Genomic DNA, 20,021 nt, shown 5'->3' on the forward strand with positions numbered 1-20,021 from the left:
TCATGCTATGTTTGTTCATGCTAGCCTCCAAATGATTGAGTTTTGAACAAACTAATTATGGCACTGGCTTTCAGCTAACCCAGGAAAATGCGGAGGCTAGCATTTGAGCAGGGAGTTATTGTGTCTATGTGCTCATCAGACAGCAGTCTCAGTCCTCAAGTTGTGGTAAAATCGTACGTTATCTGTTCTATTTTAGGAGGAATCATGGAAATACAGTCACTTACAGTATCTGAACGAATTATTCTCGCTGAAACTCTGTGGGACAGCGTAGTCGCGGAAGATGCGGAAATTAACCTCTCAGAGCCCCAGAAAGAGGAGCTAGATCGGCGACTGACGGCGTTCGAAATCGACCAGGATATAGGTTCCCCGTGGTCAAGCGTTAAAGCTCGAATACTGTCCAAGTAGATGAAGTACGCGCTTACACTTCGGAAAGAAGCCGAATTTGATATTGGTGAACATTTCGATTTCTACGAAGGGAAAAGAGGTGGTCTTGGTCACGATTTTCTCCTGTGTGTTGAGGAGGCATTGGATAAGCTTCAAAGAAATCCGCTCATTTACCGTAAGATTCATAAAGAGCTAAGGCGGATTCCTATACGTCGGTTCCCTTACCGTACTTTCTATTTCGTTCAAGACCAAAAAATAATTGTCACGGCGGTTTTTCATGCACGGAAAGACCCTACATCTTGGGATGCCCGCACATAACCAAGCCATTAAATTCGCTCCCTGCGGTCGCCGGACGCTCGTTCCTCGGGCCGTTTATGGCGGGCGTTGTCCTAGTTGATATCGCATGTTCAATTTACTGTACAAGTTAGATCCGTAAGTCTATACTTGTACTATTAAATGTACATGTGGAGGTTTTTATGAGAATCGTATCTTTTACTGAAGCTAGAAATGGTTTAAAAGCCGTTTTAGATGGTGTGGTAAATGACGCAGATACAACGGTAATCACTCGCCGTGATTCTGAAGATGCAGTGGTCATGTCTTTAGACTATTACAATAGTCTTATGGAGACTGTTCACCTACTTCGTTCACCTGAAAATGCAGAGCATCTAAATCGCTCAATAGCACAATATCGTGCCGGTAAAACTACGACTCGCGAATTAATTGATGAGTAGTAGCCAACGATTACTGTCGTGGACAGATTATGCTTGGGGGGACTATTTGTATTGGCAAACTCAAGACAAGAAAACTCTTAAGCGTATTAATAAGCTAATCAACGAGGTGAAGCGTTCTCCTTTCGAGGGCATAGGTAAGCCAGAGCCACTTAAAGAGAATCTCTCAGGCTTTTGGTCTCGCCGAATAGATGATACAAACAGGCTTGTGTATGCAGTAGATGATCAAGCCATTACGATAATTTCTTGTCGCTATCATTACTAAAATAGGCTTTATCATCAGGCAACTAACAAAGCATTTAAGAGTAATTCCTTACGCTTGGCATTTTCGCCTCGCTCAAGTGTAGCCAAGCGTGCATCACACCTTAATATGGCGTTAGCTGGACACAGTTTGACGCTTTGATGTTGTGACGCTATAGTGTCTGAGCGTCACAATATTTGGAAAATGTCATGAGCGAGATATCGAAGCGTTCTACGGTTTATTTTGACCCTCAGTTACACGCTGCGCTGCGGCTGAAGGCCGCGCATACGCATCGGTCCTTATCAGATATCGTCAACGATGCTGTTCGTACGGCATTGGCTGAGGATCAGGAAGATTTGGCGGCGTTCGAGGAACGGGTTTCCGAACCAACAATGAGCTATGAGGCCTTGCTGGATGATTTGAAGAGTCATGGCAAACTATAAGCTTGTCTTCAAGAAATCTGTCTCCAGGGATCTTCAGTCAATCCCAAACAAAGATGTTGTCCGTATTCTTCAGCGTATGGAGCTATTGCAGGAGAATCCCCGCTCAGTCGGCAGCGAAAAGCTTTCAGGGCAAGAGCGCTACCGGGTCCGACAGGGCGTGTACCGAATCATATATGAAGTGGCAGATGAGCTTCTTGTCGTAACAGTAGTGAAGGTTGGTCATCGTAAGCATGTCTATAAGCGCAGCTAACCAGGCCATGCATCGGACGCCAAAACCTCTGGTTTTGTCACCGGTGACGGCGGGCGTTAACTGTGATTGCCCGATCCGAAAAGTGATACTATAGTGTCACTATTAGTTTGATTCAGGGGGAGTCCATGAAAGTTGAGCTTGTTACGAACCTCAAGCGCCAAGCCACAAAGATTCTGGCAGATCTGCACTTGTCTAAAGAGCCGGTACTGATCACGGAGCACGGTCAGCCATCCGCATACCTTGTCGATGTACAAGATTACGAGTTCATGCAGAGCCGACTTGAGCTGCTTGAGGGGCTCTCGCGGGGAGAGCGTGCTGTACTTGAGGGAAGAACGTACAGCCAAAGTGAGGCCAGGGATAAAATGAGTAAATGGCTGAAGTAATCTGGACGGAGCCAGCTCTTCAGGAGTTAGACGCCATCGCAGAGTACATTGCTCTGGATAATCCTGTTGCCGCAAGTCACCTGCTCCAAGAAGTTTTTGATAAGACCGAGCGTTTGGAAAATTTGCCGCAATCCGGGCGGATTCCTCCTGAGCTCCCCAATTCGGTATACAGGGAGGTCGTGGTTCCACCGTGTCGCATTTTTTATCGTGAGGATGAGAAGCGAGTTCTCATCCTCTATGTCATGCGAGAGGAGCGGCAGCTTCGAGCGTACATGCTTGGAAGCAGCTAACCAGCGTGATCAAAAATGCGCCCCTGGGCGCTCGACTCGCAATAAGTCATTCGCTTTCGTGGCGGACTTTAGGTGTTTTTAGTAGCGTAGCCATCAATTGAACTTATCTTTCAAAATATCCGTAAAATACTCGATTATCCAAAATAAATTCATAATGTTACGGAGTTCTAAATGAACCAAATTAATCCGGCGAAATTGCATAATAGCAAATGGACAGCGGTAAAGCCGATTAATCGAGAGAAGCACTTTTTGGTGTCCGAAGTTGATTACGAAGAAGACGGTTCAGTGGCTTCGTGCAAGTTTGAATCTGTTCTCTCCAGAAATGAATATTCAATTGATTGGCTTGAACTAAAAAATGAAAAAAAATGGATTCAAGGTTGGAAATGACTGGCATTTGTAACGGTATATTTTGCAACGTTATTGACGCGGTCTATAATTCTTTTAAACCTCGGAAAGGGCGTTAACTTACTTTTTAAAAATGGAGCAAAAAGAAAATGGAATTTATTGATCTATTCAGCCTACTCGGCCCACTTGTGCTACTAGCGGTCATTCTAATGTTTCGTTCAGAACGTTTGAGCACCCCTAAACATATATTCCAGAACGCGGGCGATGATATGCTCATTCTGCACACGCCAATAGCACGGTTTTTTCCATCGCTCGGCAAGTCAATTAAAAAGAGCCAGGTAGCGCGCATTCAAAAAGCTGACGGCACAGTTACTGTTTTTAATCAAAGCTCTAACGCCATTGATATCCCTTTATCAAAAAAGCATGCCGGGCCGGTGTTTAACCATGCTATTTCGTTGTTTCCAAGTGCTGAGGTAGTCGAAATAGAGCGCTAAACCCAGAGCACAACCATTCAAATGGTAATTCCGACCATTAACACACGAATTTCTACCATTCAGTCAGTTCTTAATTGTAACCGCTTACCCGCTGCGCTAGCTTAGCGACAAATCACAACAAGAATTTTCTATGAAGTTTAATACAAAGAAAAGCTATTTATCTCGATTTTGCTGGCGCTTTTGTACTTCATACCCGCAAGTTTAGAGTGGCTGCATTTTGATAAAGAAAATTTGTGGCGTATTGCTATTAGCCTGCCTATCTGGCTGATGTTTTTTCACATTGGGCCGTTCTGGTTATTCTACTTACTGCAAAAAACTCAGCCGGTTGACCGTTTGAATGCTTTTGTGCAGGGCTTCCTTTATGTCGTTATTATGTTCATCGGGGCGCACATTGTCACCAGGTTGCACTTAATTGCATTCCCGGATTATCAGTTTTCACTGGAAGAGCAGTTTATATCGGCGCTGCTGTGGGGTGTATTTATATTCTCCATGACGCAAATGTACCTGCTGTATTTGCGGTTTGTGTCGGAACAAAAGCTTCGCAAAGAAGCGCAATGGATGAACTTGAGTAACCGGCTGAACCCGCATTTTTTGTTTAATTCCCTGAATACTATTTCGGCACTCATTTATTCGTCGCCTCAAAAGGCTGACCAGGTATTGCATCAGCTGGCCGATATTTTGCGCTACTCCGTTGACCAACAAAAAGAGTGGGTTTCTCTTGAGCAGGAGCTGACCATTTGCCGCACTTATTTAACCATTGAAGAAGCACGTTTTACCGAGAACCTGGTCATTAATTGGCAGTTAGGTGAAGAGCTGGATCCCGCCTCGTACAAAGTGCCTCCGATGTTGCTGCAGCCTTTGATCGAAAATGTCGTGAAGCATGTAAAAAGTCGACCTATAGAACTCAATATCAGCGTGCAGTTGGAGAAGGACTCTCTTACTTTCCTAATAAAGGACAACGGCAAAGGGTTTAGTGAATCGGTATTAAATGAAAAAGCGCAAAAAGGTCAGGGGTTGGATATTGTGAAAAAGCGAGTGGCTATTGCCGGTGGCGACATAGCGCTCTTTAACGAAGGAGGGGCGGTGTGCAAAATCAGTCTGCCGGTAAATCAATGCGGGTGATTATTGTTGAAGATGAAGCGCCTGCTAGATTAAAGCTAAAAATGCAGCTACAGGAGCTTGAAGGAGTGTCGTTAATTGCGGAATGCGCCAATCCGGTTCAGGCAATTGAGCAAATTAATCAGTTAAAGCCCGACCTTGTCTTTGTAGATATTGAGCTGGGCGAGTTATCTGGCTTTGATGTGCTTGAGGCTATCAACCAGCCCTGCCACGTTATTTTCACAACGGCGTACAGCCAGTATGCCGTTAAAGCCTTTGAAAGTAAGGCAATCGACTATCTGTTAAAGCCGTTCGATTTAAACCGTTTGCGTCAGGCATTGTCGCGTGTGGTGATACCGCATACGCCAGGTTCAGGTGACAGTGACACACAACTGATAGCAAAAGTGGGCGACAAGATGCACGTTCTACAAACAGCGGACATCTACTTTGTCAGTGCGGCTCAGGGTATGGCTTTGGCGCAATGCAGCGAGCGTGACTATCACTTAGATGTGACTCTGGAAACGCTGTCTCAGCAACTGCCGTCGTCATTTTTGCGGGTGCACCGCAATTGCATAGTGAATACGAAACTTATTAGTCAGATAGAGAAGTGGCACAACGGTGCGTTTTTACTGCGCTTTAAGCAGTTAACTGCCACTGTCACGACAAGCCGGAGTGGCACTTTAGCCATTAAAAAACACTTTAAGATATAAATTTTTAGGCCATTAGCTTGGTGCGGGTTCGCTCGCCCCAAAAAAGGAACATTGTATGAAAAAGCTACTCATAGTTTTTGTTTTATTCACTAGCCTCCCGGGCTTTGCGAGCAACTTTGTCCTAAATAATGTGTTATTGCCAGACTTTGAAACGCAGCAGTTAAAGGCGGTTAATGTTGAAATTGCCGATGGCAAAATTAAGCAAATTGTCGATGTGAATACACACCTGTCTCACAGAGATACACGCAACGGGCAGGGTAAAGTGATGATGCCGGCTTTTATCGATATGCATTCGCACAGCATGGGAAATACCTCGCTCGACAGAAGCGATTATCAGTACATTGGTATTCGGGGTACGGCCAACGCGATGCTGTATGCCGGTGTGCATGGCTGGCTCGATCTTTACAGTAATGAAGACGATATTTTGAATTATCGGGACGAGCAATTTCCAAACGAACGTAATGAAGCTTTTGTGTTTGCCGCCGGGCCGTGTTTTACCGTGCCAACCGGGCATTGTGATTTCGGCGGCGAAAACCGCTTAATTAGTACCCCGGAGCAGGCGGTGAGAGAACTCGGCGAGTTGAGTCAGAAAAAGCCCAACGTGGCTAAGATTGTTTTTGATAACGCCGGAAGCAAACCCACGGTTGATGAAGCGACACTCAAGGCTTTTCTAGACGAAGCTAAGCGACTGAATATTAAATCGGTGGTGCATGTTGGTTCATGGAGTGATATTCGCACGGTAACGAAACTGGGAGCCGATGCGGTTACGCATTTGCCGTGGAAACCCATGCCAAGTGACATTCCTGAATTGATGGCAGAACATGGCACACTATTTATTCCAACGGCAGGCGTTATTGGTGAGGTACTGCAATTACATGAACCTGGTGAAAGCGAGTTATCCACATCGGTTCTGTCGGTGCCGATGACACAAGCGTTAGTGGATGAAGAGCTATTAGAGGATTACCCGGTAACCGAACGCCATAAAAATATCTTTGACTGGCTGACTAAATTAAAAGCAGAAGAGGCTTTTGCTGAAAGACGCAAAGCAATAGTGGCATTAGATGAAGCGGGCGTTGAGATACTTGTTGGTTCCGATGCCGGCAACTTTGCCGTGTTTCAGGGCGTTGGTTTTCATCGGGAAATGTATTTCTTACAGGACCTGGGCATGTCGCCGTGGGACATCGTTGCTGGCGCGACGCATAAAGCCTATAAATTCCTGGGGCTAGACTGGGGGCTCAAAGTTGGCAGCCCGGCTCACTTTACCCTGCAGGATGCCAATATTTTTGAGGATATAAGCTTATCCACACAGGCTGAAGACATTTACATGCATGGCAGAAAAGTGAAAAGAGAACCCTTGCTGGACTACGCCAAACCCGGATTCTTCCAGTACGCGAAGTTATTTCTGGGTTTTGAGGTATAATGTTTAAATGTCGGCAGAGCCTATGTTAAAAAAAGCCTAAATTTTAACCAGCATCTGCCGATATCCTATTACGGGCTATAATAAAATCAAGTTATAGCCGATTTTTCAGGAACAACATTATGTCAATTATCTCAGGCAACAGCACTTCTGTAACCAGCACTGGCAAGCAAAATACCAACAGAGTAAAAGCGGATGACAGCCTTAATGCTAAAGAAACGGCTCCGAACTCTAAACAGGCGCAAAATGCGGCTATTTTGAGTGCTCATGAGCGGGTATCACTGAGCAGTAACAATGAGTCACTCAGTTTACTGTATAAAACGGCGCTGGAAGGTATTAACGCTGAGCTTGAGCCGGTAATGGGCAAAAATGCCTCGCAAAAAGTTTATGACGCTGGTACAGATACCTCTCCCAAGGCTACGGCCGACCGTATTGTGTCTTTTGCGACGAATTTTTACAGCCGCTACAAAGAGATGAACCCCGGTGAGTCTGAAGAAGAAACACTGAATAACTTTATGGACATTATTGGTGGCGGTATCGAAAAAGGTTTTACCGATGCCAAAAATATTCTGACTGGTTTACAAGTGTTTGAAGGTGATGTCGAAAGTGATGTCGATAAAACCTATGAGCTCATACAGCAGGGGCTGAATAAATTCCGTGAGAAAATACTGGAACTGGCCGATAAGCCAAAAGAGTCTGCTGACAACACTGAGGCTGATACTAATAGTTAGCCTCAGCGCTTGGCGGGTATTAATCCGCGCTAACGGCAATTTCTATTTCATAGCCTTGCTGTCTAATAAATGAGCCTGTTTTGGTTGTCAGTATACACATTCGTTCAGCGGCCGGTTGCGCCTCTATGGCTTCTAAGTCTGTTTCCGGATAGCTTGTTCTGAACATCTCCCCGACAAGCGCCTGATTAGATTTACTGGTTAGGCTTCAGGTCGGTCCGTCCGCCAGGGTGAGGCCAATAACCCCATCGCTGTCCTGCAGTACCAAGTTGTTTTCGCCATCAAAAAACTTAAATGAGGGATATTAATGAAAAAAAGGATTCTTTTGATAACTACGATAGTGTTCAGTGTATCTGCTTTCAGCCGCGAGTTTGTTCAAAATGGCTCCTCAATGGAACCAACAATAAAAGCCGGGCAGACGGTTGAAATAGGGGTTCTGTCGTCTTTCGGCTATGAACCGAGCCGCTGGGACGTGGTTGCCGTGAAAAATCCTCAGCAGTTTAATCTTTTGGTTTTCAGGATCGTAGGTCTTCCTAATGAAACGATTCAGCTCGAAGAAGATGGTGTTTATATAAATGATAAGAAAGTAAAGCTACCAGAAAAGCTGATTGAGTCTGGCGTGCAGTATTTACCGGCTAGTGCTGTTATAAAACGACAGAAATACTCTAATAATGTCTATACAACAGGTGGAGAAGAATACTTTCTTCTGGGTGATAATACGTTTAATGCCAACGATAGCCGTTTTGAACTTGGTATCATTCATCGCAGTTTGATACTCAATAAGGTTGAAGGTGATCTCTGATACAAACCCGTTGGTTTTTTCAAGGGATCATTAGCTGAGAGCTTTCTTTCGGGGAGAGCGACCCCACTACGTTGGTAGTGGGGTCGCCGGCCGACTGATAACCGGATGCTAACTTTCAAGGCTCTGTTAGCTATATCTTTACACCCAGTTCCTTCGCCATTTGCTGACGCATTTTGAATTTTTGCAATTTTCCGGTAACGGTCATGGGGTACTCATCGACAATGCGAATGTATTTAGGCACCTTAAAATAGGCCAGCTGTTCTTTTAAGTAAGTACGAGTTTCTTCTTCTGTTATGGTGTGACCCTCCTTTGTTCTCAACCATAAGCAGACTTGTTCGCCAAATTTCTTGTCCGGCACTCCAAAAACCGCAGCATCGCTAACATCGTCGTGTAAATACAAAACCTCTTCAATTTCTCTTGGATAGATATTCTCGCCACCGCGAATAATAAGGTCTTTTATACGACCAACAATAGTGACATAACCTGACTCATCCATTTCACCGAGGTCACCAGAGTGAAGCCAGCCCTCTGAGTCGATGGTATTTCTGGTTTTTTCTTCGTCGCCCCAATATCCCTGCATAACGCAGTATCCCCGGGCACAAATTTCGCCGGCTTCACCCACGGCGGCAATATCACCGTTATGGTTAATAATTTTTACTTCAGTGTGCGGCATGGCGCGACCGACAGTTTTTACTTGTTTGTCTAAAGGCGAGTCAGTATCGGTAATATGGTTAATGGGACTACATTCGGTTTGGCCGTATCCAATGACCACCTGCTGCATATGAAAGTCACTATGAACTTTACGCATTAGCTCTTCGGGGCAGGTACTGCCTGCCATAACACCGGTGCGAAGGCTACTGAGGTCATAGCGATAAAAGTCAGGATGCTCAAGTTGAGCGATAAACATAGTGGGGACACCGTGCAAAGCGGTACATTTTTCCTGCTCTACTGTCTCAAGCGTGGTGGTTGGTTCAAATGATGGGCCAGGAAATATGGCGCAAGCCCCAGATGCCAGGCACGCCAAATTACCCAGAACCATTCCAAAGCAGTGATAGAGAGGCACCGGGATGCACAGCCGGTCGTGTTCAGTAAAGTGCATGGAACGAGCTACTAGCCGACCATTATTTAGAATATTGCGGTGACTTAGGGTTGCACCTTTAGGGTTGCCTGTAGTGCCTGAAGTAAATTGAATATTAATCGGATCGTGAGCACTCAATGTGGGCTCTAATTCTTTCATTTGCAGGTAATGTTGTTCGTTGCCAAGTGCCTGTAGTTGCGCAAAAGGTAAGATTCCGGAGTGATTTTTCTCTCCAATGCTAATGACTTTTCTCAACGAGGGTAATCGGCTTAGAGCTGCACCGGGAACATGGCTGTTAAGTTCAGGAGCCAATTCATAAAGCATTTCAATGTAATTCGAACTTTTAAACTGCTGAGCAACAATAAGGTATTTAACTTCGACGCTATTAATGGCGAACTCTAACTCATGAGGGCGGTAAGCGGGGTTAATGCACACCATAATTGCGCCTATTTTGGCTGTAGCCATTTGTACTAAAGACCACTCAATATTGTTTGGAGACCAAATGCCGACTCGCTCCCCCGGTTTTACGCCTATTGCGAGTAAGCCAGTAGCGACACGTTCAATTTCACGTAAGTATTGGCGGTAAGTCCAGCGAATATCTTGGTGTTTTACGACAATCGCCTCGCGATCGGGGTATGTGTCAACAATACGGGTTAAATGAGTCCCTATTGTCAATTCGCTGAGCGGAATTTCCGTAGTTCCCTGATAAGCACTGGTACTCAAAGAGGACGTTTTATTTTTTTTGTGTTGTTTATTCATTCTTCGCAGCCTTATTTTAGAGCGTTACTATTAACTTTATAGTATGAAACTAATCATACAATGTCGACAATTTCTATAGCTAATATCGCTATAGTTACTAAATTGAGACCAAAGTCGTAATTTTGTCGACAAAATTAAGTGTTGTTAATAGAAGTCGAAGAAAGCTCTGGGTTTAAAAGGCTGGGAATACAGGCTGATACTCGCGGCATAGATTGTTACTTGATGGATTGTATCAGTAGTTTAATACCTTAATTTTGTAACAATATGAGCAGGGTATTGAAGTTAAGGTGCTATTACAGGGAAGAGACAATTATCTGTGTGGCTTTACTGGTATTTGCTAGCTTTTATTTTCTGAGTTGTTCGTTATTATTAAGAAGGCGCCTTGCGGCGCCTTCCTTTATTCCTTCACAAGCTTGCCTTAGGCAAAGTTCTTGTTCACGAAGTCCCAGTTTACCAGCTTCCAGAAAGCTTCTAAGTAGTTAGGACGAGAGTTGCGGTAGTCAATGTAATACGCGTGTTCCCATACATCAACGGTTAGCAGTGGCTCTACGTCGTCGTGCGCAACTGGGGTATCTGCGTCGTCGGTGTTGAACAGGTCAACAGAGCCGTCAGCTTTTTTCACCAGCCAGGTCCAGCCAGAACCGAAGTTGCCGGCAGCGCTTGCGTTAAACTCTTCTTTAAACTTGTCGAAAGAACCGAATTTAGCGTTAATGGCGTCCGCAACGGCGCCCGTTGGTTCGCCGCCGCCGTTCGGGCTCAGGCAGTTCCAGTAGAAAGAGTGGTTCCATACCTGCGCAGCGTTGTTGAACAGGCCGCCTTTTTCAGATTTGATGATGTCTTCCAGAGATTTGCTCTCAAGGTCAGTGCCTTCAACGGCAGCGTTCAGTTTGCTCACGTAAGTGGCGTGATGCTTACCGTAGTGGTATTCCAGCGTTTCTTCTGAAATATGTGGTGCCAGAGCGTTTTTCTCGTAGGGAAGAGCGGGTAGTTCAAATGCCATAATTTTTTCTCTCCGTAGTTCTTTTGTGTGCAAATATGCGACTTGCACTTTGCTGTGTGCAAGTTCTTTCTTCTTTCACTCTACGTTATATAGGGCTGACTGGTTTGCTTTTCAAGGAAATCTTTCAATTTAGGACAAAACTTTATAGGCTGTGCTAAAATACCTGAGTGTTTTAATCAACCATTATATTAAGCAGAGGTGTTATGGAAACGGTTGACAGAATTAAGCAGCAAATCGAAGAAAATCCAATCCTGTTATATATGAAAGGCTCTCCGAAGTTGCCTAGTTGTGGTTTCTCTTCTCAGGCATCACAAGCCTTGATGGGCTGTGGCCAGGCGTTTGCTTACGTCGATATCCTGCAAAACCCGGATATCCGTGCAGAACTGCCTAACTACGCGAACTGGCCAACCTTCCCGCAGCTGTGGCTTGAAGGTGAGCTGGTTGGCGGTTGTGATATTATTATGGAAATGTTCCAGAACGGCGAACTGCAGCAGTTAGTCTCTGAAGTTGCAGAGCGGCATCCGGAGCCTTCAGCTGAGTAAAGAGCTGTCAGCGGAGTAATAAAAAGCTGTTAGCGGAATAAACTGCTCTCAGCTGAATAAATTTTAAGCAATTAGTAGGCGATTGGTCGTGAAAAAAACAGATTCACTTGTTTTTTGTCAGGGGCATCCCCATCACTATTAATGAAGCTTTAACACTCAACATCAAATGGAGATAATCGATGTCTGTATTAGTAGGTCGTAAAGCACCTGATTTTACTGCAGCAGCAGTACTGGGTTCAGGTGAAATTGTTGAAGATTTTAAATTGTCAGACGCTATCAAAGGCAAAAAAGCCGTTGTTTTCTTCTATCCGCTGGACTTCACTTTTGTCTGTCCTTCTGAACTTATCGCTTTTGACAAGCGTTTAGACGAGTTCAAAAAACGTGGCGTTGAAGTTATTGGCGTTTCAATTGACTCTCAGTTTACTCACAGTGCATGGCGTAATACCGCTACTGACGCTGGTGGTATCGGTGAGGTGAAATACCCATTGGTTGCTGACGTTCGTCACAGCATCTGTAAAGCGTACGACGTAGAGCACCCAGAAGCCGGTGTTGCATTCCGCGGTTCATTCTTAATTGATGAGGACGGCATGGTTCGTCACCAGGTTATTAATGACTTGCCGTTAGGCCGTAACATCGACGAGATGCTGCGTATGGTTGACGCACTGAACTTCCACCAGAAGCATGGCGAAGTTTGCCCGGCAGGCTGGGAAGAAGGTAAAGAAGGCATGAAAGAAAACGCAGAAGGTGTTGCTTCTTACCTGTCTAAAAACGCTGACAAACTGTAAGCGTTGGCAGAATCAAAAAAACCGCTCATTTGAGCGGTTTTTTTATGTCCTACGTTTTATCTTCAGACTTTGCCGGCGGCCAGCCACCCAATTCCTTCCAGCGGTTAATCATCCAGCAGTAGAGTTCTGCGGTGCGTTCGGTATCGTATAAGGCTGAATGTGCCTGTTTGCTATCAAATTCAATACCAGCTGCCTGACAAGCTTTAATCAGTACGGTCTGGCCTAATGTCATTGCCGCCAGGGTGGTGGTATCAAAACTGACAAAAGGGTGGAACGGGTTGCGCTTTAAGTTAGCGCGTTCGGCTGCGGCCATCAAAAAGCCGTGATCGAAGTTTGAGTTATGCCCGACCAGAACGGAACGTTGGCAGCCAGCGGCTTTTTGCGCTTTGCGTATGGGTTTAAAGATTTCCCGTAGCGCTTCGCCTTCGTCTACAGCGCCGCGCAATGGGCAGTGCGGGTCAATACCGTTGAAGTCGATAGCGGCCTGTTCAATATTGGCACCTTCAAAAGGCTCAACGTGGTAATGAACGGAATCTATCGGTTTTAACAGTCCGTTCTCGTCAAAATCCAGTAATACGGCAGCAATTTCCAGTAACGCGTCGGTGTTGGCGTTAAATCCCGCTGTTTCAACATCAACAACTACTGGCATGTAGCCGCGAAAGCGTTGTTTCATAAGCGAGTCTGAGCTGTCTGACATAGAATTTCCGTAGTGACTTTAAGATACGCCCATTATGCCAAAGATAGGCAGACTCTGCTTGCAGAAATACTAAAGCAACAGCAATGCGTGCCGATACAGGCGTATCAGAAATAAATCAGGGGCGCTTATGAAGAATTGGCCGATGTTGACTGCTGTTTCAGCTTCTCTGCTGCTGGCAATGGGGCAGACGCAAGCAAACTCAGTCAGGCATTACAGTGCGAACCTGGACACTTCTGCCTGGCAGATAAGCGAAGAAAACCGCTTAGCCTGCGAGATGGAACATGAGATCCCACGCTACGGTAAGGTGCGCTTTCAGAGTGAAGCCAGTAAGGAGCTGAACCTGCGTATGAAGATGGAAATGCGCAAGTTACCGGACAGCTACGGTGTGTCTGCCATTGAGTCGGTTCCGCCGCGCTGGCAGCCGGGCGAATCGAGTTACCGTATTGGCAGCATGAAGTTGTATAAGCAGTTTGATGGTGAGCTGCAGAAGCAGTTGGCCTGGACCTTGTTGAACGAACTGGAAAAAGGGCGTTACCCCACATTTTTTTACAACGACTGGTATAACAACCGCGATCAGGTGGCAGTATCACTTTCTTCGGTCAATTTTCGCCGCGCTTACGATGACTTTATGAGCTGCGTTAATGCGTTATTGCCATTCAGCTTTGACGATATTGCCTACACGGTACTGAACCATGAAGGCGAGAGTGAAAAGCTGACGGTGTCGTCACAGCGAAAATTGAAGCAGATTAGTGACTATTTGCAGGTTGATAGCAAACTGGAATTGGTTTTGGTCGATGCTTATACCGATTCGCTTGGTGCGCGCGGGCCAAATCAGGAATTAACCGAACAGCGCGCGAAAGAAATTCAGCAGTTTTTTGTTGAGCGGGGCATAGACGCCGAGCGGATTAAAACGGTTGCTCACGGTGAAGATCGCCCGGTTAAATCCAATGACAATGAGATAAACCGTCAGATTAACCGCCGCGTTATTGTGCAACTGACAAAACCGTCGTCGATTGAGCTGTAATAAGCTCAATCGCTGGTTTTTTCTTTAAACTCACACAAATCTTCAATGACACAGGAACCACACCGTGGCTTGCGGGCTATGCAGGTGTAACGGCCGTGCAGAATTAACCAGTGGTGCACATCGACTTTAAACTCAGCCGGCACCACTTTTATCAGCTTTTCTTCTACTTCTTTGACGTTTTTCCCCGGTGCCAGTTTGGTGCGATTAGACACGCGGAATATGTGTGTATCCACTGCAATTACCGGCCAGCCGAACGCTGTGTTTAAGACCACGTTTGCGGTTTTACGACCGACACCGGGCAAGGCTTCCAGAGCCGCCCTGTTTTCCGGTACCTGGCCCCCGTATTCTTCGACCAGAATTTTGCAGGTTTTGTAGGCGTTTTCGGCTTTGCCGTTAAACAGGCCAATGGTTTTTATGTACTCTTTTATACCGTCGATACCCAGTGCCAGCATGGTTTCGGCTGTGGGTGCGGCAGGGAAGAGCTTGCGCGTGGCCTTATTCACGCCAACATCGGTAGCTTGTGCGGACAACAACACGGCAATCAGTAATTGAAAGGGCGATTCGTATTCCAGCTCGGTGGTTGGGTTGGGGTTGTTGTCCCGTAACCGGCTTAAAATTTCATAACGTTTGTTTTTATTCATAATTAAGCAGTAACCCTTGCGCGGGTAACGGTTTTCTTCTCTGCCCGGGCGCTGCGTACCGCATCAATTTTATTCTTAAGAGCAATAATAAAACCCATGCCGATAAAGGCACCGGGGGGCAATATGGCCAGCAATAACGGATAGTTAACGGTGAACAGCTCAAGGCGTAGTTGCGCCGCCCATTCGCCCAGCAGCAGTTCGGCTCCGTCAAACAGGGTGCCGTTGCCGATAATTTCACGCATAGCGCCCAGTACCATCAATACCAAGGCAAAGCCGACGCCCATGGCCAGCCCGTCGAATGCTGCCCGTTGCCAGGGGTTTTTAGAGGCATAGGCTTCGGCGCGACCAATAATCGCGCAGTTAGTGACAATAAGCGGAATGAAGATGCCCAGCGACTGATACAGCTGAAACACGTAGGCGTTCATTAGTAGCTGAACAACAGTGACAAACGTGGCTATAACCATGACAAACACCGGAATACGAATTTCCGCGGGCACAAACTGACGCACCAAAGATACGGTAATGTTAGAGCCGACCAGTACGAATAAGGTGGCTAAACCCATGCCCATAGCATTGGTTACCGAAGCAGTCACGGCTAATAAAGGGCACAAGCCTAACAGCTGCACTAGTGCAGGGTTGTTGTCCCACAGGCCTTGTTTGGTCAGGTTTTTGTATTCGTTCATTGTTTTGCCTCCTGACAATGCGGTAAGTCGGCTTTAAACAGAACATCGGTCTGTTGCTGGAGCTTCAAGGTTGCGCGTTTTACCGCAGAAACTACCGCGCGCGGAGTAATGGTGGCGCCGGTAAATTGATCAAACATACCACCGTCACGCTGAACGGCCCAGCGGTTGTCGTCTTCGCCGCGAACACGCTTTTCAGCAAAGCTTTTTATCCAGTCGCTTTTTTTGACTTCAATTTTGTCGCCTAAGCCCGGAGTTTCCTGATGACGCAAGGTTCTTACGCCCAGCACTTCGCCGTCGGGTTTTATGGCCAGTAACAAACGAATGGCACCGGAATAGCCGTCTGGCGCAACAATTTCAGCGGCCAGAGCGGTTGGCTGATCATTGACCCAGGCACGATATAAAGGCTGCGCTTTACTGCTGCCCAGCGCCGGATCCTGAAGTAACCGGCATGACTGATACAGGTCGTTGTCGTGCAATGCCGGAGGTATCAGCTGGTTCAGTGTGCGCAGAACTTGCTGCTGTTGTTGTTTGGCAATTTTGTCTTCGGTCAGTACCTGCACGCCAATGATCAAAGACGTGGCTATGACCGCAAAAGCAGCGAGCAATAACCCATTTTTTTGCATACTGTTAAAAGTCATATCAGTCTCCGTGCCCGTAAACAACCGGACGCGTGTACCGGTCTATGAAAGGTACGCACATGTTGGCCAGCAACACGGCAAAGGCAACGGCGTCGGGGTAACCTCCCCAACTGCGAATAACAAAAACTAAAAAGCCAATCAGCAAAGCAAAAATAACGCGGCCTCGGTTTGAGGTCGCCGCCGATACCGGGTCCGTGGCAATAAAGAAAGCACCGAGCATCGTGGCTCCGCTTAATGCGTGGACAATAGGGCCGGGCATTAAATCGGGCGCAAAAATGTGTGCCAAAAAAGCGGGTACGCAAAGGCCGGCAACAAAGCCCAGCGGAATGTGCCAGCTGATAATCCGTTGCTGAATCAGAAGTAAACCGCCGACTAAAAAGCCCAGATTTATCCATTGCCAGCCTGCGCCGGCAAAATAACTGAACTCACGCCCCTGATAAATTTCAGTCAGGGTGTAGCCTTGGGTCAGTCCTGTTTTTATGGTATCCAACGGGGTTGCCATGGTTACGCCGTCAATACCGGCGCGCAACTGCTCTACGCTGTAACCCGATGGCGTGTATTCAAATATAATAGTGTGCAAGGTTTGCCATAAAGTCAGCGAATGCTCGCTAATAGTGGAGGCCGGTAACCAGTTGGTCATCTGCACCGGGAATGAGATAAGCAGCAGTACATAACCTGCCATCGCCGGGTTAAACAGGTTCTGACCCATACCGCCGTATACGTGTTTAACCACCACAATGGCGAATAAGGTACCAATAACAATCACCCACCAGGGCGCCAGCGATGGAATACTAATGGCCAGTAAAACCGCTGTGACCAGCGCGGTGTTGTCGCGCAGTGCAGAAAAGGCCGGGCGGTTGCGGGCAACGGTGCAGGCCATTTCGGCGATTACAGAGGTAGCAACGGCCAGAATCATTTGAAACCAAATGCCGGGGCCGAAAAAGTAGCTTTGCAGTAATACGCCGGGAACCAACGCATAACAAACCCAGCGCATCATTTCGCTGGTGTTACGCTGGTTATGCCCGTGGGGCGATGGTGCAATTCTGAAACTCATGACTCATTTCCTTTTGCCGCTTGTGCTGCTTTTTTGGCTTTAGCGCGGGCAATAGCGGCAGCAACAGCAGCCGACTTTCCTGCGGATGTGTCGTTGTTTTGTGATGCAGCGTCGGCCGGTTTGTCACCGGCCTTCGTGTCAGCTTTATTAGCTTTTTGCTCTTGCATTCTTTTACGTTCTTCAGATGCTTTACGGTGGCGCTCTAAGCGTTCCTGTTTTTCTCGCTCAAGTCGTTCCTGACGTGCTTCAAAACGCTTGCGGGCTTGCTCTGCTTTGGCTTTTTCGCGGGCAATATTACGCACTTCGGCTTTGGCTTTTCGATAATAATGCACCAATGGAATTTCGCTGGGGCAGACATAAGCACAGGCACCACATTCTATACAGTCAAATAAGTTGTGTTTTTCCAGTTCGTCGTAGTCTTTGGCCTTAGCCAGCCATTGTAATTGCTGCGGCTGCAAGGTGGCCGGACACACATCAGCACAGGCTCCGCAGCGAATACAGGCCAGCTCAGCACCGGGTGAGGGCAGTTCCTGCTCGGTTGGCGCTAATACACAGTTGGTGGTTTTAATAACCGGAACTTCGCTGCTGGGTAAGGTAAAGCCCATCATGGGGCCGCCCATAATAATTCGTTGCTTTTTTTCAGGTGTGAACCCGGACTCATTCAGTAAATGCTGAATGGGGGTGCCCAGTAACGCCCAGACATTGCCGCGTTGCTTTAGCGACTCGCCGGTTACTGTAACTACACGCTCTAATAATGGCTCACCGTGAATAATGGCGCGTTTAACTGCGTAGGCGGTACCGACGTTTTGCATCAGAAAGCCGATATCCATAGGCAACTTGCCGGCGGGTACCTGCTGGCCGGTCAGCAATTCAATCAGCTGTTTCTCACCACCCGAGGGGTATTTGGTGGGAACAACTTTGAGTTCAATTTGTGGATCGTCGTCTATGGCTTCAGCAATGGCTTTAATGGCTTCGGGCTTATTGTCTTCAATAGCCAGCAGCACCGACTCACAATGGGTCATGTACTGCAAAATGCGGGTGCCGGCAATAATGTCGTTCGCGTATTCCTGCATTAAGCGGTCATCGGCAGCAATATAGGGTTCGCATTCAACACCGTTAATAATTAAGTGCTTGAGCGGTTTTTGTTGAGCCAGTTTTTGCGCAGTCGGGAACCCGGCGCCGCCTAACCCGGCAATGCCAGCTTGCTGAATCAGTTCTAACAGACGAGCCACTTCTACATCACGGTAATCGGGCAACGCGTGCCGGGTGCCCCAGCGTTCTTCGCCGTCAGGGTGAATGACAATGGCTTGCTCGGGCAAACCGGAGGCGTGAGCAGTAGGGCGTTCTTCAATGGCCGCAATAACGCCCGAGGTTGGCGCATGCAGCGGTAAGCCCTGGCTTAATCCGGCTTCAGTCAGACGCTGGCCTTTATCGACGCGTTCACCCACTTTAACCAACACTTTGCCGGACGGGCCAATGTGCTGGCGCACGGGTAAAATCAGTTCCTGCGGTAATGCCAGACGCCGAATAGGTGTGCTAGTAGCGGGCTGTTTTCGCTCCGGCGGGTGAACACCGCCGGGGAACTGACCAATAATGCCGGTGTTAAAGTCGCGGTTTAGGGTTTTTACGTCGCTCATTCCACCACCTTCACCGGAATACTGTTGGCCTTGATATTTTCTTTTACGGTGTTTAAGTCCCATTGCCAGGTTTCTGGCTTGGCCTTAACTGCAACCATATCAATGCAGTCGACCGGGCAGGGTTCAACACACAGGTCGCAGCCGGTACATTCGTGCTCTATAACGGTATGCATTTGCTTCGCCGCACCTAAAATGGCATCAACCGGGCAGGCCTGAATGCACTTGGTACAGCCAATGCATTCGTCTTCGCGAATAACCGCAACTTTCTTAACGTCTTCTTCGCCGTGCGCACCATCCAGCGGTTTGGCTTCAACGCCCATTAAATCGGCAAGCTGCTTTATGGTCGCTTCACCGCCGGGCGGGCACTTGTTGATGTCGTCGCCATCGGCAATGGCTTGCGCGTAGGGGCGGCAACCCGGATAACCGCATTGGCCACATTGAGTTTGTGGCAGAATTTCATCAATTTGATCAACTATAGGGTCGCTCTCGACGCGGAACTTAACCGCGGCAAAACCGAGTATCACCCCGAATATCAGCGCTAATACACCCAGCGCGATAACTGCTCCGAATAAACTCATTAAGCGCTCACCAATCCGCTAAAGCCCATAAAGGCAAGAGACATAAGCCCTGCGGTTATCATCGCAATAGCTGAGCCTTTAAACGCCACCGGAACGTCGGCGGCAGCTAAGCGTTCGCGCAGAGCTGAGAATAAAATCAGTACCAGTGAAAAACCAATAGCCGCTCCTAACCCATAAACAATAGACTGCACAAAGTTGTGCTGCTCGTTGACGTTAAGTAAGGCCACCCCTAAAACCGCGCAGTTGGTGGTAATAAGCGGCAGAAAAATGCCCAGCAACCGGTACAGTGTCGGGCTGGTTTTGTGCACGACCATTTCCGTAAATTGCACCACTACCGCAATAACCAGAATAAAGCTGAGCGTTTGCAACGACATTAAGTCGAGTGGCTCTAGCAAGTATTGATTGACCAGGTAGCTACAGACCGACGCCAGGGTCAGCACAAAAGTGGTGGCTGCAGACATGCCAATAGCCGTGTCTAACTTGCTGGAAACGCCCATAAACGGGCATAGGCCAAGGAACTTAACCAACACAAAGTTGTTGACCAGCACGGTGCCTATCAGTAGCAGTAAGTAATCGGTCATTCACTTTTCCG

Annotated in this window: 29 protein-coding genes; 18 read left to right on the forward strand and 11 right to left on the reverse strand. The window is 47.2% G+C overall.

Features of this window, described 5'->3' with window-relative positions; all coding sequences use genetic code 11:
- Nucleotides 1-204 precede the first annotated feature (204 nt).
- From L8G48_RS13650 to L8G48_RS12885, 14 genes are all read left to right on the forward strand, one after another.
- Nucleotides 205-405: an addiction module protein gene (locus tag L8G48_RS13650; protein ID WP_443986725.1), complete on the forward strand. Its 201-nt coding sequence runs from the start codon at nt 205-207 to the stop codon at nt 403-405.
- Complete coding sequence (locus tag L8G48_RS13655) at nt 406-702, forward strand: type II toxin-antitoxin system RelE/ParE family toxin (RefSeq protein ID WP_443986726.1); 297 nt, start codon at nt 406-408, stop codon at nt 700-702.
- Nucleotides 703-860: 158 nt separating this feature from the next.
- Nucleotides 861-1,115 carry a type II toxin-antitoxin system Phd/YefM family antitoxin gene (locus L8G48_RS12830; RefSeq protein ID WP_248265014.1) on the forward strand — a complete coding sequence of 85 codons (255 nt, stop codon included), beginning with the start codon at nt 861-863 and terminating at the stop codon, nt 1,113-1,115.
- Nucleotides 1,108-1,377 (forward strand): Txe/YoeB family addiction module toxin, encoded by a 270-nt coding sequence (locus L8G48_RS12835; protein ID WP_248265015.1) that lies wholly within the window; start codon nt 1,108-1,110, stop codon nt 1,375-1,377. The genes L8G48_RS12830 and L8G48_RS12835 overlap by 8 nt, the downstream gene beginning before the upstream one ends.
- Before the next feature lie 185 nt (nt 1,378-1,562).
- Nucleotides 1,563-1,796 carry an RH3 domain-containing protein gene (locus tag L8G48_RS12840; protein WP_248265016.1) on the forward strand — a complete coding sequence of 78 codons (234 nt, stop codon included), beginning with the start codon at nt 1,563-1,565 and terminating at the stop codon, nt 1,794-1,796.
- Nucleotides 1,783-2,046 carry a type II toxin-antitoxin system RelE family toxin gene (locus L8G48_RS12845; protein ID WP_248265017.1) on the forward strand — a complete coding sequence of 88 codons (264 nt, stop codon included), beginning with the start codon at nt 1,783-1,785 and terminating at the stop codon, nt 2,044-2,046. The genes L8G48_RS12840 and L8G48_RS12845 overlap by 14 nt, the downstream gene beginning before the upstream one ends.
- Nucleotides 2,047-2,171: 125 nt before the next feature.
- Nucleotides 2,172-2,429: a type II toxin-antitoxin system Phd/YefM family antitoxin gene (locus L8G48_RS12850; RefSeq protein ID WP_248265018.1), complete on the forward strand. Its 258-nt coding sequence runs from the start codon at nt 2,172-2,174 to the stop codon at nt 2,427-2,429.
- The gene (locus L8G48_RS12855; protein WP_248265019.1) at nt 2,417-2,719 is read left to right on the forward strand and encodes a type II toxin-antitoxin system RelE/ParE family toxin; all 303 of its coding nucleotides are present in this window, start codon (nt 2,417-2,419) and stop codon (nt 2,717-2,719) included. Before L8G48_RS12850 ends, L8G48_RS12855 begins: the two co-directional genes overlap by 13 nt.
- 171 nt (nt 2,720-2,890) lie before the next feature.
- Complete coding sequence (locus tag L8G48_RS12860; RefSeq protein ID WP_248265020.1) at nt 2,891-3,106, forward strand: TIGR02450 family Trp-rich protein; 216 nt, start codon at nt 2,891-2,893, stop codon at nt 3,104-3,106.
- Between the two features lie 107 nt (nt 3,107-3,213).
- Nucleotides 3,214-3,558: a hypothetical protein gene (locus tag L8G48_RS12865; RefSeq protein ID WP_248265021.1), complete on the forward strand. Its 345-nt coding sequence runs from the start codon at nt 3,214-3,216 to the stop codon at nt 3,556-3,558.
- Between the two features lie 180 nt (nt 3,559-3,738).
- The gene (locus tag L8G48_RS12870) at nt 3,739-4,680 is read left to right on the forward strand and encodes a sensor histidine kinase (protein ID WP_248265022.1); all 942 of its coding nucleotides are present in this window, start codon (nt 3,739-3,741) and stop codon (nt 4,678-4,680) included.
- Nucleotides 4,644-5,366: a LytR/AlgR family response regulator transcription factor gene (locus L8G48_RS12875; RefSeq protein ID WP_248265023.1), complete on the forward strand. Its 723-nt coding sequence runs from the start codon at nt 4,644-4,646 to the stop codon at nt 5,364-5,366. Before L8G48_RS12870 ends, L8G48_RS12875 begins: the two co-directional genes overlap by 37 nt.
- A 55-nt stretch (nt 5,367-5,421) precedes the next feature.
- Nucleotides 5,422-6,786, forward strand: coding sequence for an amidohydrolase family protein (locus tag L8G48_RS12880; protein WP_248265024.1), 1,365 nt, complete (start codon nt 5,422-5,424; stop codon nt 6,784-6,786).
- A gap of 119 nt (nt 6,787-6,905) precedes the next feature.
- Nucleotides 6,906-7,514 carry a DUF5610 domain-containing protein gene (locus L8G48_RS12885; protein ID WP_248265025.1) on the forward strand — a complete coding sequence of 203 codons (609 nt, stop codon included), beginning with the start codon at nt 6,906-6,908 and terminating at the stop codon, nt 7,512-7,514.
- Between the two features lie 19 nt (nt 7,515-7,533).
- Here L8G48_RS12885 and L8G48_RS12890 read toward each other — a convergent pair whose 3' ends face one another.
- Nucleotides 7,534-7,680, reverse strand: a complete 147-nt coding sequence (locus L8G48_RS12890) for a hypothetical protein (protein WP_248265026.1) — start codon at nt 7,678-7,680, stop codon at nt 7,534-7,536.
- Nucleotides 7,681-7,818: 138 nt separating this feature from the next.
- On the opposite strand from L8G48_RS12890, the gene lepB reads away from it, so the two are divergent.
- The gene (gene lepB, locus L8G48_RS12895; RefSeq protein ID WP_248265027.1) at nt 7,819-8,313 is read left to right on the forward strand and encodes a signal peptidase I; all 495 of its coding nucleotides are present in this window, start codon (nt 7,819-7,821) and stop codon (nt 8,311-8,313) included.
- A gap of 130 nt (nt 8,314-8,443) precedes the next feature.
- On the opposite strand, the gene L8G48_RS12900 is transcribed toward lepB, so the two are convergent.
- A complete protein-coding gene (locus tag L8G48_RS12900) occupies nt 8,444-10,150 on the reverse strand; it encodes an AMP-binding protein (protein ID WP_248265028.1) in 1,707 nt (568 codons plus the stop codon).
- 418 nt (nt 10,151-10,568) lie between these two features.
- Nucleotides 10,569-11,150 carry a superoxide dismutase gene (locus L8G48_RS12905; protein WP_248265029.1) on the reverse strand — a complete coding sequence of 194 codons (582 nt, stop codon included), beginning with the start codon at nt 11,148-11,150 and terminating at the stop codon, nt 10,569-10,571.
- Nucleotides 11,151-11,353: 203 nt separating this feature from the next.
- Here L8G48_RS12905 and grxD point away from each other — a divergent pair, with 203 nt between their 5' ends.
- Entirely contained in the window at nt 11,354-11,692 is a 339-nt protein-coding gene (gene grxD, locus L8G48_RS12910) for a Grx4 family monothiol glutaredoxin (RefSeq protein WP_248265030.1), read from the forward strand.
- Nucleotides 11,693-11,871: 179 nt separating this feature from the next.
- Nucleotides 11,872-12,477, forward strand: coding sequence for a peroxiredoxin (locus tag L8G48_RS12915; RefSeq protein ID WP_248265031.1), 606 nt, complete (start codon nt 11,872-11,874; stop codon nt 12,475-12,477).
- Nucleotides 12,478-12,526: 49 nt separating this feature from the next.
- Here L8G48_RS12915 and rnt read toward each other — a convergent pair whose 3' ends face one another.
- Nucleotides 12,527-13,174: a ribonuclease T gene (gene rnt, locus L8G48_RS12920; RefSeq protein WP_248265032.1), complete on the reverse strand. Its 648-nt coding sequence runs from the start codon at nt 13,172-13,174 to the stop codon at nt 12,527-12,529.
- A gap of 127 nt (nt 13,175-13,301) precedes the next feature.
- Between rnt and L8G48_RS12925 the strand changes: the two genes are divergently transcribed.
- Nucleotides 13,302-14,198, forward strand: a complete 897-nt coding sequence (locus L8G48_RS12925) for an OmpA family protein (protein ID WP_248265033.1) — start codon at nt 13,302-13,304, stop codon at nt 14,196-14,198.
- Nucleotides 14,199-14,203: 5 nt separating this feature from the next.
- Here the strand turns inward: L8G48_RS12925 and nth are convergent, their stop codons facing one another.
- Genes nth through rsxA form a run of 7 tightly spaced genes read right to left on the reverse strand, consistent with a single transcriptional unit; the run spans nt 14,204 to nt 20,010 of the window.
- On the reverse strand, nt 14,204-14,839 hold the full coding sequence (gene nth, locus L8G48_RS12930; protein WP_248265034.1) for an endonuclease III: 636 nt from the start codon (nt 14,837-14,839) through the stop codon (nt 14,204-14,206).
- 2 nt (nt 14,840-14,841) lie between these two features.
- On the reverse strand, nt 14,842-15,522 hold the full coding sequence (locus L8G48_RS12935; RefSeq protein ID WP_248265035.1) for an electron transport complex subunit E: 681 nt from the start codon (nt 15,520-15,522) through the stop codon (nt 14,842-14,844).
- Nucleotides 15,519-16,160: an electron transport complex subunit RsxG gene (gene rsxG, locus L8G48_RS12940; protein ID WP_248265036.1), complete on the reverse strand. Its 642-nt coding sequence runs from the start codon at nt 16,158-16,160 to the stop codon at nt 15,519-15,521. Before rsxG ends, L8G48_RS12935 begins: the two co-directional genes overlap by 4 nt.
- A gap of 1 nt (nt 16,161) precedes the next feature.
- Nucleotides 16,162-17,214, reverse strand: coding sequence for an electron transport complex subunit RsxD (gene rsxD / locus L8G48_RS12945; protein ID WP_248265037.1), 1,053 nt, complete (start codon nt 17,212-17,214; stop codon nt 16,162-16,164).
- Entirely contained in the window at nt 17,211-18,851 is a 1,641-nt protein-coding gene (rsxC, locus tag L8G48_RS12950; protein ID WP_248265038.1) for an electron transport complex subunit RsxC, read from the reverse strand. The genes rsxD and rsxC overlap by 4 nt, the downstream gene beginning before the upstream one ends.
- Entirely contained in the window at nt 18,848-19,429 is a 582-nt protein-coding gene (gene rsxB, locus L8G48_RS12955) for an electron transport complex subunit RsxB (RefSeq protein ID WP_248265039.1), read from the reverse strand. Before rsxB ends, rsxC begins: the two co-directional genes overlap by 4 nt.
- Complete coding sequence (rsxA, locus tag L8G48_RS12960) at nt 19,429-20,010, reverse strand: electron transport complex subunit RsxA (RefSeq protein WP_248265040.1); 582 nt, start codon at nt 20,008-20,010, stop codon at nt 19,429-19,431. The genes rsxB and rsxA overlap by 1 nt, the downstream gene beginning before the upstream one ends.
- Nucleotides 20,011-20,021 lie beyond the last annotated feature (11 nt).

It is taken from the genome of Idiomarina aminovorans (assembly GCF_023155095.1).
In the GTDB taxonomy this organism is placed as follows: domain Bacteria; phylum Pseudomonadota; class Gammaproteobacteria; order Enterobacterales; family Alteromonadaceae; genus Idiomarina; species Idiomarina aminovorans.

Bases quoted from the DNA above. Each gene is read 5' to 3' on its own strand.
- rsxD (WP_248265037.1), bottom strand. From the start codon at position 17,214: ATGAGTTTCAGAATTGCACCATCGCCCCACGGGCATAACCAGCGTAAC.
- L8G48_RS12900 (WP_248265028.1), bottom strand. From the start codon at position 10,150: ATGAATAAACAACACAAAAAAAATAAAACGTCCTCTTTGAGTACCAGT.
- L8G48_RS12840 (WP_248265016.1), top strand. From the start codon at position 1,563: ATGAGCGAGATATCGAAGCGTTCTACGGTTTATTTTGACCCTCAGTTA.
- rsxA (WP_248265040.1), bottom strand. From the start codon at position 20,010: ATGACCGATTACTTACTGCTACTGATAGGCACCGTGCTGGTCAACAAC.
- rsxC (WP_248265038.1), bottom strand. From the start codon at position 18,851: ATGAGCGACGTAAAAACCCTAAACCGCGACTTTAACACCGGCATTATT.
- L8G48_RS12925 (WP_248265033.1), top strand. From the start codon at position 13,302: ATGAAGAATTGGCCGATGTTGACTGCTGTTTCAGCTTCTCTGCTGCTG.
- L8G48_RS12860 (WP_248265020.1), top strand. From the start codon at position 2,891: ATGAACCAAATTAATCCGGCGAAATTGCATAATAGCAAATGGACAGCG.
- rsxG (WP_248265036.1), bottom strand. From the start codon at position 16,160: ATGACTTTTAACAGTATGCAAAAAAATGGGTTATTGCTCGCTGCTTTT.
- L8G48_RS12915 (WP_248265031.1), top strand. From the start codon at position 11,872: ATGTCTGTATTAGTAGGTCGTAAAGCACCTGATTTTACTGCAGCAGCA.
- L8G48_RS12935 (WP_248265035.1), bottom strand. From the start codon at position 15,522: ATGAACGAATACAAAAACCTGACCAAACAAGGCCTGTGGGACAACAAC.
- nth (WP_248265034.1), bottom strand. From the start codon at position 14,839: ATGAATAAAAACAAACGTTATGAAATTTTAAGCCGGTTACGGGACAAC.
- L8G48_RS12905 (WP_248265029.1), bottom strand. From the start codon at position 11,150: ATGGCATTTGAACTACCCGCTCTTCCCTACGAGAAAAACGCTCTGGCA.
- L8G48_RS12865 (WP_248265021.1), top strand. From the start codon at position 3,214: ATGGAATTTATTGATCTATTCAGCCTACTCGGCCCACTTGTGCTACTA.
- lepB (WP_248265027.1), top strand. From the start codon at position 7,819: ATGAAAAAAAGGATTCTTTTGATAACTACGATAGTGTTCAGTGTATCT.
- L8G48_RS12880 (WP_248265024.1), top strand. From the start codon at position 5,422: ATGAAAAAGCTACTCATAGTTTTTGTTTTATTCACTAGCCTCCCGGGC.
- rsxB (WP_248265039.1), bottom strand. From the start codon at position 19,429: ATGAGTTTATTCGGAGCAGTTATCGCGCTGGGTGTATTAGCGCTGATA.
- L8G48_RS12885 (WP_248265025.1), top strand. From the start codon at position 6,906: ATGTCAATTATCTCAGGCAACAGCACTTCTGTAACCAGCACTGGCAAG.
- L8G48_RS12890 (WP_248265026.1), bottom strand. From the start codon at position 7,680: ATGTTCAGAACAAGCTATCCGGAAACAGACTTAGAAGCCATAGAGGCG.
- L8G48_RS12845 (WP_248265017.1), top strand. From the start codon at position 1,783: ATGGCAAACTATAAGCTTGTCTTCAAGAAATCTGTCTCCAGGGATCTT.
- L8G48_RS13655 (WP_443986726.1), top strand. From the start codon at position 406: ATGAAGTACGCGCTTACACTTCGGAAAGAAGCCGAATTTGATATTGGT.
- L8G48_RS12835 (WP_248265015.1), top strand. From the start codon at position 1,108: ATGAGTAGTAGCCAACGATTACTGTCGTGGACAGATTATGCTTGGGGG.
- L8G48_RS12855 (WP_248265019.1), top strand. From the start codon at position 2,417: ATGGCTGAAGTAATCTGGACGGAGCCAGCTCTTCAGGAGTTAGACGCC.
- rnt (WP_248265032.1), bottom strand. From the start codon at position 13,174: ATGTCAGACAGCTCAGACTCGCTTATGAAACAACGCTTTCGCGGCTAC.
- L8G48_RS12830 (WP_248265014.1), top strand. From the start codon at position 861: ATGAGAATCGTATCTTTTACTGAAGCTAGAAATGGTTTAAAAGCCGTT.
- grxD (WP_248265030.1), top strand. From the start codon at position 11,354: ATGGAAACGGTTGACAGAATTAAGCAGCAAATCGAAGAAAATCCAATC.
- L8G48_RS12850 (WP_248265018.1), top strand. From the start codon at position 2,172: ATGAAAGTTGAGCTTGTTACGAACCTCAAGCGCCAAGCCACAAAGATT.
- L8G48_RS13650 (WP_443986725.1), top strand. From the start codon at position 205: ATGGAAATACAGTCACTTACAGTATCTGAACGAATTATTCTCGCTGAA.